General features: G+C 54.2%; 9 protein-coding genes. 2 read left to right on the top strand and 7 right to left on the bottom strand.

Annotated features, from left to right (window positions below; genetic code table 11):
• The 3 genes from K5905_RS18660 to K5905_RS18650 all read right to left on the bottom strand — a co-directional run.
• Positions 1 to 1,966: MFS transporter (locus tag K5905_RS18660; RefSeq protein ID WP_297586527.1), on the bottom strand; the 1,966-nt coding region annotated here is incomplete at its 3' end.
• A gap of 55 nt (positions 1,967 to 2,021) precedes the next feature.
• Positions 2,022 to 2,303 carry a YiaA/YiaB family inner membrane protein gene (locus K5905_RS18655; protein ID WP_297586525.1) on the bottom strand — a complete coding sequence of 94 codons (282 nt, stop codon included), beginning with the start codon at positions 2,301 to 2,303 and terminating at the stop codon, positions 2,022 to 2,024.
• A gap of 14 nt (positions 2,304 to 2,317) precedes the next feature.
• Complete coding sequence (locus K5905_RS18650; RefSeq protein WP_297586523.1) at positions 2,318 to 3,016, bottom strand: PspA/IM30 family protein; 699 nt, start codon at positions 3,014 to 3,016, stop codon at positions 2,318 to 2,320.
• Between the two features lie 110 nt (positions 3,017 to 3,126).
• On the opposite strand from K5905_RS18650, the gene K5905_RS18645 reads away from it, so the two are divergent.
• Positions 3,127 to 3,717: a TetR/AcrR family transcriptional regulator gene (locus K5905_RS18645; protein WP_297586521.1), complete on the top strand. Its 591-nt coding sequence runs from the start codon at positions 3,127 to 3,129 to the stop codon at positions 3,715 to 3,717.
• A 27-nt stretch (positions 3,718 to 3,744) separates the two neighbouring features.
• Here K5905_RS18645 and K5905_RS18640 read toward each other — a convergent pair whose 3' ends face one another.
• A complete protein-coding gene (locus K5905_RS18640; RefSeq protein ID WP_297586519.1) occupies positions 3,745 to 5,256 on the bottom strand; it encodes a YdiU family protein in 1,512 nt (503 codons plus the stop codon).
• A gap of 250 nt (positions 5,257 to 5,506) precedes the next feature.
• On the opposite strand from K5905_RS18640, the gene K5905_RS18635 reads away from it, so the two are divergent.
• The gene (locus K5905_RS18635) at positions 5,507 to 6,013 is read left to right on the top strand and encodes a fasciclin domain-containing protein (protein WP_297586517.1); all 507 of its coding nucleotides are present in this window, start codon (positions 5,507 to 5,509) and stop codon (positions 6,011 to 6,013) included.
• A gap of 108 nt (positions 6,014 to 6,121) precedes the next feature.
• Here the strand turns inward: K5905_RS18635 and K5905_RS18630 are convergent, their stop codons facing one another.
• Genes K5905_RS18630 through K5905_RS18620 form a run of 3 tightly spaced genes read right to left on the bottom strand, consistent with a single transcriptional unit; the run spans position 6,122 to position 9,849 of the window.
• A complete protein-coding gene (locus tag K5905_RS18630) occupies positions 6,122 to 6,778 on the bottom strand; it encodes a GntR family transcriptional regulator (protein ID WP_297586515.1) in 657 nt (218 codons plus the stop codon).
• Between the two features lie 58 nt (positions 6,779 to 6,836).
• Positions 6,837 to 7,262, bottom strand: coding sequence for a universal stress protein (locus tag K5905_RS18625; protein WP_297586513.1), 426 nt, complete (start codon positions 7,260 to 7,262; stop codon positions 6,837 to 6,839).
• A complete protein-coding gene (locus K5905_RS18620) occupies positions 7,255 to 9,849 on the bottom strand; it encodes a TRAP transporter permease (RefSeq protein WP_297586529.1) in 2,595 nt (864 codons plus the stop codon). The genes K5905_RS18625 and K5905_RS18620 overlap by 8 nt, the downstream gene beginning before the upstream one ends.
• Positions 9,850 to 9,858 lie beyond the last annotated feature (9 nt).

Genomic DNA, 9,858 nt, shown 5'->3' with positions numbered 1-9,858 from the left:
GGTCTTCCAGGGCCAAGGCAGACAGGCCACGATCTTTTGCCGTGGCAATGACTTGGTCGAGAATAGTGTTGTTATCCGCAAGGCTGGTTTCAAACATCAGGTCGGACATGACCTGGTATAATTCACTACCAGCTGCCGTCCGGCGTTTGCGGCCCTTCAGGTCTTCCGGCAATTCCAGTTGTTTCGGTTCCATGATTGTAACCCTTACTTTCGGGAAAAGGCGTTTGCGGATCTGGTTGGGGTTCAAATAGGAGAACGGTGTTTTTTCCAGTCCATCTATGCGGATCGGGACGATCATGGCGCCGGTCTTGTCTGCGACCATGGCTGCTCCATCATAGACCTTCATCAATGTGCCGGTGACGGTCAGACGCCCTTCGGGAAAGATCACCATCGGTTCGCCTGATTTCACCACCTTGATCAGCGACCGAGTTGCCATTGGCTTTGCGGGGTTGATCGGCAGGGCATTTGCTAGTTTCAGAAAGGGTCTGACCCACCAGCGTTTGGCGATCTCATAGTCGACGGCAAAGGTCGGTGCCTTGTCGGTAAGGGTCAGGGCAAGGCCCGCATCCAGAAAACTGACGTGGTTCAATGCCAGAATAGGGGCATCTCCCGCTTTTTCCAGGTGCTCAAGTCCCTTCACTTCCATGCGAAAAACAGCGCGATAAAGGATTGAGATCGCGTCACGCATTGGGTTGGTTGGCAGGAATTTCAACATGGCGACGGCGACAAGCGCGTTGAGCCCTGCAAGTGTCATCATGATTGATGACACGGACAGGCCGAGCTTTTGCGCGCCAGCCAGAGCCAGCCCACCAATCGTCATCATCATTGCGGCCAAGGCGTTTGAACCGGCGATGCGACGTGCGCGGCTCTCGGAACTGGCCCAGGTCTGCAGGGCTGTAAAGGTCGGTACGACAATCAGAGCCCCGGCGATGGCAAGACCGGCCAGGTCAAGGCTGAGACGGACAACTCCTTCTTGTTGAAGAAAGTCGACGAGACCGACAGTTGGAACCGGAACGGGAAGGCCGATCAGGACAAGAGAAGCGTCAAAACTGAACAGTGCCAGAAGTGCCGCACCAACCGGCGCAGGCAACAAGATGACGCGTCCAGCCGAAATCCATGCAGCCAATGCAGAGCCGACACCGATGGACACGGCAAATATTGTCAGGAAGAACGTGACCGCAGTTTCATTACCCCCCAAGAGATCAGAGACGATCAAGGGCAGAATGGACAAAACCAGAGCGCCAATCATCCAGAACCAGCCATTCATCAAGGACGTGCGGAACAGTCTTTTGTCAGCCGCAAGGTCCGACAGGATGCGCCAGGTCGATGTCACGATGTTTTTGTTGATCTTGAGGGTGGGCGCTGCCGCTGGTGTCGAGGGGATCTGGCGGCTGGACAAGTAGCAACCAACAGCCAGTGCCATCATGACCGGAGCAAAGAGTATCGCAGGCGATCCAGCCGAGAACAAAAGACCTGCGGAGATTGTTCCACCGAGAATGGCCAGAAAGGTACCCGCTTCCACCCAGGCATTGGCCCGGGGAAGTTCTTCGGTTTTAAGATGGTCTGGCAGCAGGCCGTACTTTACGGGGCTGAACAGGGCAGACATTGCCCCGAAAATGAAGAGCGCCGCAAATAAAACGGGCAGGGAAGACAGCGCCATTCCGATGACGGCGAGACCCGCTCCACCGATTTCCACCAGCTTCGTCATTTGAGCGAGTTTCGATTTGTCAAAGCGGTCCGCAAGTTCGCCGCCCAGAGCGGACAGGAACAGAAACGGGGCAATGAACACCGCTCCAGCCAATGCAATCACGACACCATTGGTGCCGGCGTCAACGCCTACAGCGCCAACCTGAAACAACACGAGAAAAATCAGGGTGTTCTTCAGGAAGTTATCATTGAACGCTGACAGAAACTGAGTCCAGAACAGCGGTGCGAACCTTCGGGACTTCATCAGTGAAGTGCTCATTTCTCCTCCTTCCGGGCGGCTGCAAGCAGACCGCCCGTTCGACGTTTCGACAAAATCAGTCCTGTTCCGGTTTGCTGATATCCATCAGCAATTTCTCGGTTTTGGCGTCTTCCAGGCGATTGTGAAACTTCTCCGATTCATCGCGGTCCCGAAGCGTTTTGGTGAGCGTGACCGCGGAATGAACCAGCATGATCGAGGCCATGGTGTAAAAACCCTTGGCCGAAAAACTGGCTTCCAGATTGTATATGCCGAGCGCCATCATAATGGCGGCAACAGCAAAGCTGACCATGGTGAATATGGTCCAGTTCTGGGAGTGTTTGACCTGAGTATCCTGCATGGGGGTTTCCTTTCTTACTTGCTGATTTCCAGAAGGAGAGGGCTTTCAGCTCTGAGCCGTGCGAGTACATCATCGGCACGGCTGCGGACGGGTTCGCCGCAGCCTGCTTCAGCGAGTTTTTCGATCATCGTTTCTGGATTTTCCGCGGGCGACAGAGACGTGAATTCCCTGTCTGCAAGTTGATCACGCTCTTGGCGATGGAGAATGTCCTCCAATTGCTCTTCAGCGTGAGACAGGGCAGATTGCCCGGCGGAGGCACCAAGAGACTGCGCTTTTTGAATCTGCTCTCTAACTTCTGCGGTGCGTTCGCCGCGCTTGAGTGCGCGAAGTCGGCTTTGCGCCCGGTGCAGACTTTCTGTCAGCGATGTCAGGTCCTGATCAAAAGCCTGGACTGCAGATTCGAGTGCAGATTTTTCGTCTTCCAACAGCGCAATTGCTTCCGCCGCCTCGCGCGCAAGGGCGTCCAGTCCTTTCAAGAGAGCATTTCGCGCGCGGTTTTCCAGATCCTCAATCGACGCCTTTATTTCTTTTAGACGTTTGCGATCCAACTGCTGTTCCGCCTTGGCGCGTGCCAGGGCTGCCTGAGCCGCTCTGACCGATCCAGCAGCACTTCGAAGATTTGCATTCAGGATTGCCAGAGATTGCCGGCTTTGATTTCCATGGGCACTGCCGTCAAACAACGCCTTTAACTGAGCAATGAACGGTTCCAACATACTGCCTCCAACAAAAAGTGAACGCGGTTCACTATTTGACAAAGCCATATGAAATGCGGTACGTCAAGAAAAAAATGAACTAAGTTCACTTTTGTTGGGATTTATCTGAAATGTCCGGAATTCAAAAAGCAAAGAGCGAAGAGACACAGCGAAGGGTTCTCGATGCTGCGATCAAAGCGGTTGAGGCAGGTGGGCTGGAAGCCGTCAATATCCGAAAGATTGCCGCGCAAGCTGGGTATTCCGTCGGCTCCGTATATAAGCATTACGCGGATCAGGACGAGCTTCTAATCGCGGTGAACACGGTGACGTTGGAGCGCATCCGGACAGTTATGCGTGAGGCAGTTACGGAGATTGATGATCCGCTGGATCAGCTGAAGATGCTTGCGAGATCCTATCTTGAATATGCGCGAAACAATCGGAACCTTTGGACAACGCTGTTCGTACACCGACTGCCGGAGGGGCGTCCTGCACCGGAAGCGCATATCCAGGGCAATATCGCCCTGTTGGCTTTCATTGCTGCACCGTTGCACAAACTGGATCCCGGCTTTTCGGAAGAAGAACTGGCGGCGCGTACGCGAACCTGTTTTGCCGCAGTTCACGGTCTAGTCGAAATCAGTCTTGAAGAGCGTTTCATAGGCTTGTCGGGTGAACTGATGGACAAGGAACTGATGTTTCTGGTCGAGCAGTTGGCAGGTGTCTGAGAAATTTTTCAGGCAACACGTGGAGCATCAGGTTCCACAAAATGTCCGATAAGGTCCGAAGTCGCCAGGTGGAGGGTTGGCATAAGCCTCGTGGGCCGGGTTTTCCGAATAGGGGGTCCGCAACACCTCCAGAAGCTGTTTGACCAGTGTGTAATCACCGGTTTCAGCTGCCTGAAGAGCTTCTTCGACCTTGTGATTGCGTGGAATGTAGGCCGGATTGACCTGGTTCATGTTCGTCGAAGTGGCGTTATGGTCAATGTTTTGCCTGGACACCCTTTCACGCCAGTCAATCAGCCATGCATCAAAGGCTTCGGGTGCTTCGAACAATGCACGGGCTTTTTCAGCGTTGCCATTTGCTGCGTGAGCGAGGTGGCGGAACAAAAGCGTGTAGTCGACGTTCTGGTTCTGCATCATAGTCAGCAGCGCCTCGACCAGGGACTGGTCACCTTCTTCTTTGCCCTGTAGACCGGTCTTGGCTCGCATGCCATCAAGCCACGCACTTTTGTATAGCTCGGGAAAACGCCCTAATTCGGAACTCGCGCGTTCAACCGCCTTGTCGAGGTCGTCCGGATCGATAAGAGCGAGAAGCGTCTCGGCCAGACGTGCCAGGTTCCATTGAGCGATCATCGGCTGGCGTCCAAACGCATAGCGCCCACCATGGTCGATCGAGCTGAACACTGCTGCCGGATTGTAGGCGTCAATAAACGCGCAAGGACCATAATCGATGGTTTCGCCGGAGATTGTGGTGTTGTCGGTATTCATGACCCCATGGACAAAACCCACCAGAACCCATTTGGCGATGAGGGATGCCTGACGTTCAATGACCCTGCCGAGCAGCTTGAGATATCTGTCTTGCGTATCGGCAAGATCCGGATCGTGGCGTGCGATGGCGTAGTCGGCGAGTTGACGGACCTTTTCCGTTTCACCTCTTGCGGCAAAGAACTGGAAAGTGCCGACCCGCAAGTGACTGGACGCAACTCTGGTGAGGACCGCTCCTGGTTTCGGTCCTTCGCGAAAAATCGTTTCACCGGTTGTTGCTGCCGCTAGTGCGCGGGTTGTCGGAATCCCGAGCGCGTGCATTGCTTCACCGATGATGTATTCGCGCAGTACAGGCCCGATCACGGCCTTTCCATCACCGCCGCGGGAAAAAGGCGTTGGTCCGGATCCTTTTAGCTGGATGTCACGCCGTCGGCCGTTTGTGTCGATAATCTCTCCAAGCAGGAGTGCCCGTCCATCGCCCAGTTGTGGTGAAAATCCGCCAAACTGGTGACCTGCATAAACCTGAGCGAGGGGCGAAGAGCCTTCGGGTTTCACCATTCCGGTGAAAATGGCTGCTCCTTGAGGCGTTTCGAGTGCGCTGGTTTGCAGGCCGAGTTCCTGTGCCAGGGACGTGTTGAACAGAACAAGTGAAGGTTCCGGTACTCTTGCGCCTTCCCAGTCGACATAGAAGCCAGGCAATTCGCGTGCGTAGGAATTGTCGAAAGGAAAGAGCGGTGAAACGAGCCCCATTGCGTTGTCCTGTATTAGAAACGTGTTCATCCCGTCCAGTATCTCCCTAGCATTTAGCTTGAGAACCGGGAATGTCTAGGCGCGGAACATCCTGTTGTAGGTGCAAAGTCCCGAAATCGGTTCGGAAACTGGTGCAAAAACCAAACGCCTTTTCAGTAACTTGATGCGTAGTGAAAAACATTTTTTAAAAAATCTTAAGAAAAATTACGTTGTTCCTGATCTGGTTTTATGCGCCTCACGTAGATGTTGCTGTTATCTGATCAAATCGGGAGTATAGATCATGAAAAAGAGCCTTTTGGCGCTTGCAGCATCCGTGTGTCTTGTTGCATCTCAAGCAAATGCGAAGACAATTGTAGAAATTGCCGCTGACGATGATAGGTTTAGCACTCTGGTTGCGGCAGTTCAGGCAGCGGGTTTGGCTGACGCGCTCCAGGGCCCCGGACCCTTTACCGTTTTTGCACCTGTCAATGATGCGTTTGCTGCGTTACCGGAAGGAACAGTTGAAAGTCTCCTGAAGCCGGAAAACAAAGACCAGCTCACAAATGTTCTGCTCTATCATGTTGACGACCGGAAATTGAATTCCAACCAAATTCCGGTTGGTTCAAACTACTTCAAGCCGATGTTAACGAGTGAACGCACCTGCATCACGCGCTCCGGCAAGGGCGTTGATATCGCAGACGGCACCGGTGCGACTGCAAATGTGATCATTGCCGATATTCAGGCAGAAAATGGCGTGATCCACGTGATCGACAAAGTCTTGCTTCCGGGCCAGCGTCCGGCCTGCTGACACGTCCGGCAGCACCGTTCGGCTCCACACGGGAGTGCCGGTGCTGTCAGGCTTTCTTGGGGAAGGCGTTCGCGATTGTATCGTGTGCGCTTTTTTGGTGAGTGAGCGCTATCCACGGGCACCGCGACGCATGAAGGCGGCTGTGACCTTCTTTGTCGTTTCGATATGTTGCTTGAGTAACTCAACCGCTTTCGATGCGTTCCCGGTTACACATGCCGCCAAAATGTCCTGATGTTCCTTATGGGGGCGTTCGAGGCCGGACGCCTCCGAGACCATCATGTTTGTAAATGGTCCAAGGCGGGCCCTGACATCGGCTATCATCTGCAGAAGGGCGGGATTGTCGCAAGGTTCATAGAGGGTCTGGTGAAAAGCGATATTGTGCTCGCTCCAGCTTTGTGAATCCGACTGGGCGGAATAATCGTTCAAGATCTCCTCGGCCCGGGCAAAGTCGGACGGAATCATGTTCGGCACGCTCAGCTCAATCGCCTTGCACTCAAGGGCTATGCGGATATCCATGAGATTGAGCACTTCATTGCTCGACATTTCCCGGACAGTCGCGCCCTTGTTTTTTCGAAATAGAACAAAGCCGTCAATTTCGAGCTTCAGCAGGGCTTCACGCACGGGAATTTTGCTGACGCCAAATCGTCTTGCAATTTCATCCTGCCGCAAAGCTTCACCGGGAAGAAGCACACTGGTCACGATCTCATCCTTGAGAGTTTCGTAGATCGGAATAGCGGTGGATTTTGCTTCAGTCGTTTCGCTCATATCTCTGCTTTACACAAATCTCGAGGTTCGTTCCAATTCAAGTGTGACCGGAAAGGTTTCAGTCCCGTACAACCATAACGGAACAATTTGCGTGACGGACCACTCTCGCCGCATTCGGACCAAGAAGATAGTCCCGGGCTTCCGGGCGGTGCGACGCCAATACAATCAGATCAGCGTCGACCTTTTCCGAAGTCGCAATGATCTGGTCGTAGATCGCACCATGGGTAACAACGTGCTGAACTTTCAGGCCCGACAGGTCAAGCTTTCCTGTGAAATCGTGCAGTCGCTCGCGCGCGGCTTCGATTGCCTGTGTCTGAAATCCCTTCGGGAAGAAAGTGGAAGCAAAGGAATCCAGAGGAGGCACGACAGCAAGGAAATGCAGGGTTGCAACGTTGTTTCGGGCAAGATCCATTGCGGTCTCGACCACCTTGCTGTTTGCGCTGGTTGCATCCAGATCGATCGGGATGAGAATGTGATCATACATAGGAAACCGTCTCTTGCTTGCGGCGGCGGGCAAGTTGCCCCAGAACCAGCAGGATCAACGTGCCATAAATCGGTATGTAGAACAGTTCCTTGGCCATCCGGGAATTCGGGCTGTTCAGCTCCAGGATTTTCCAGTCAAAGTCGATGCCCCATCTTTGCGCCGGGCTGTTGAAATCGACATTGTCGACATAGACGCCGTCGTCATCAATCCGCATCATCATGCCTGTTGCCGATTGCAGGCGGTCTTCTCCCGAGGCGCCGGTTGGGCCTAGCGGAATGGCGACTTTCCTGCGGATCAGATCCCCGGAAAAATTCTCTCCTTCCATGAGCATCTGGATTTGCGCACCGTCTTCAGCATTTGCAACAGTCTCGTGAATTGAATTCGGCGGGACAGGGGTAAAAGGAGGCTGAACCAGGTCGAGCCAGAATGCAGGCCGCAGCAGCGACAGCGCAATTACGATCATCAATGCGCTTTCGATCTTGTAGCTCTTTACAAGCATGAACCCTTGGGTTGCCGCCGCAAAGACGCACATGGCGATAGTGGACGACACAATGATCAGTGCGGCGCTCCACCAGCTTTCGACACCGATCAGCAGCATTTCAGGATTGAAGACGAAAATGAACGGCAGGATTGCGGTTCTCAGGCTGTAATAGAAAGCCTGGATGCAGGTTTTCATCGGGTCCGAACGCGCAACAGCAGCGCCGGCGAAACTGTCAACCGCAACGGGTGGCGTCGTTCCGGACATCAGACCGAAATAGAAGACGAAGAGGTGGACGGCAAAGAGTGGAATAACCAGGCCGTTCTGGGCTGCAAGCGTCACAAGCGGCTGGGCCATGACACTCGCCACGACAATGTAATTTGCCGTTGTCGGCAGGCCCATGCCGAGCACGACGCACATGATCGCCGTGAACAGCAGCATAATCATGATATTGCCGCCCGAAACCGCGTTGATAATCTCCGTCATCAGAAGACCGAGGCCTGTCAGTGAGACCACGCCTACGATAATGCCGGCAGCAGCCATTGCGACGGCAATCCCGACCATGTTGCGCGATCCAGCGATGAAACCCTGAACGAGATCACTGAAACCGGCCCTGAACTGAGCGGAGAAGTTTTCCGTTTCCCGTGTCCGGAAATACGCCAGGATTGGTTTTTGGGTGAGGATAATCAATACCATGATAATAATGGCCCAGGAGACCGCAAGTCCAGGTGACAGCCGTTGGATCATGAGGCACCAGACCAGAACACCGATCGGTAGAATGAAATGAAGGCCTGCCATCAAGGTGGGCTTCAATTCCGGTATTTCGATCAGTGGGGCATTGGGATCGTCGATTTCCAGCTCCGGATAGCTGGCCGCAATCTTGAGCAGCCAGACATAGAGCCCAGCCATAAGCAGACCGGCGAGGGGAGTGGCATAGGAGCCCGCTACAGATTCAAGACCTGTAGCAACCGCATAGGTCAGTCCGCTGACAAGTGCCAGGGCGCCGAAGCCGAACAGGAAACTCCAGATCTTCTGGAGTAGCGAGCTTTCACGCACTTTGGCTAGAACAGGCATGTTTGCTTTCACGGCTTCCAGATGCACGATGTAGAAAAGGCCGATATAGCTGACAATCGCAGGCACGAAGGCGTGCAGGACGACTTCGAAGTAACTGATGCCAACAAATTCCGTCATCAGGAATGCCGCGGCACCCATCACCGGGGGCATGATCTGCCCGTTGATCGACGACGACACCTCAATGGCCCCGGCTTTTTCACCAGAAAAACCGATCCGCTTCATCAGGGGAATTGTGAACGTGCCCGTCGTCACGACATTGGCAATGGCCGAGCCCGAGATCAGGCCTGTCAGTCCGGATGAGACGACCGCAGCCTTTGCAGGACCGCCTCTCAGGTGACCGAGCATGGAAAAGGACAGCTTGATGAAGAAGTTGCCTGCACCGCCCTTGTCCAAAAGAGCACCGAACAACACAAACAGGAAGATGAAGCTGTTGGATACGCCGAGCGGCAGGCCGAACACACCTTCCGTCGTCAACCACATGTGGTCGACATACCGGTTCAGGCTGAAACCGCGATGGGATATCAGGTCGGGAAGGGTCGGACCGACAAAGACATAAGCGGAAAAGATGACCGCGATGATCACCAGCGACAGGCCGAGCACCCGGCGTGTGATTTCCAGCACCAGGGCAATCCCGAGCATGGAAACCACGGTTTCTGCAAGGGTTCGCTGACCACCGGCGTGGTTCACGACTTCCCGGTAAAAGACCACGATGTAGAGCGCACATGCGGCAGCCACAATCCCAAGGATCCAGTCGTATGTTGGAACATAGCGTCTGGGCGAACTCAAAAAGGCCGGGAAGGTCAGAAAGCCGAGAAGCAGCGCAAAGGCGAGATGGATCGCCCGTTGCTGGCTGTCGTCAATCAGTCCAAAGCCGGTGACGAAAGGCAGGGGAGAGGCCATATACAGCTGGTAAAGCGGCCAGGCGATGGCTACGGCGAAAATGATCCGTTTTGCGAGACCTGACGGATCTCGTGCCCCGGTGTCGTTTTCTGCGATCAGGTCTTCAAGCTCTTCGCGATGCGTGTTGTCAGTCACGGTCCCCTC

This window comes from Roseibium sp. (assembly GCF_025698965.1).
Classification (GTDB): Bacteria; Pseudomonadota; Alphaproteobacteria; order Rhizobiales; family Stappiaceae; genus Roseibium.
This window is presented reverse-complemented; position numbering and strand designations above follow the sequence as displayed.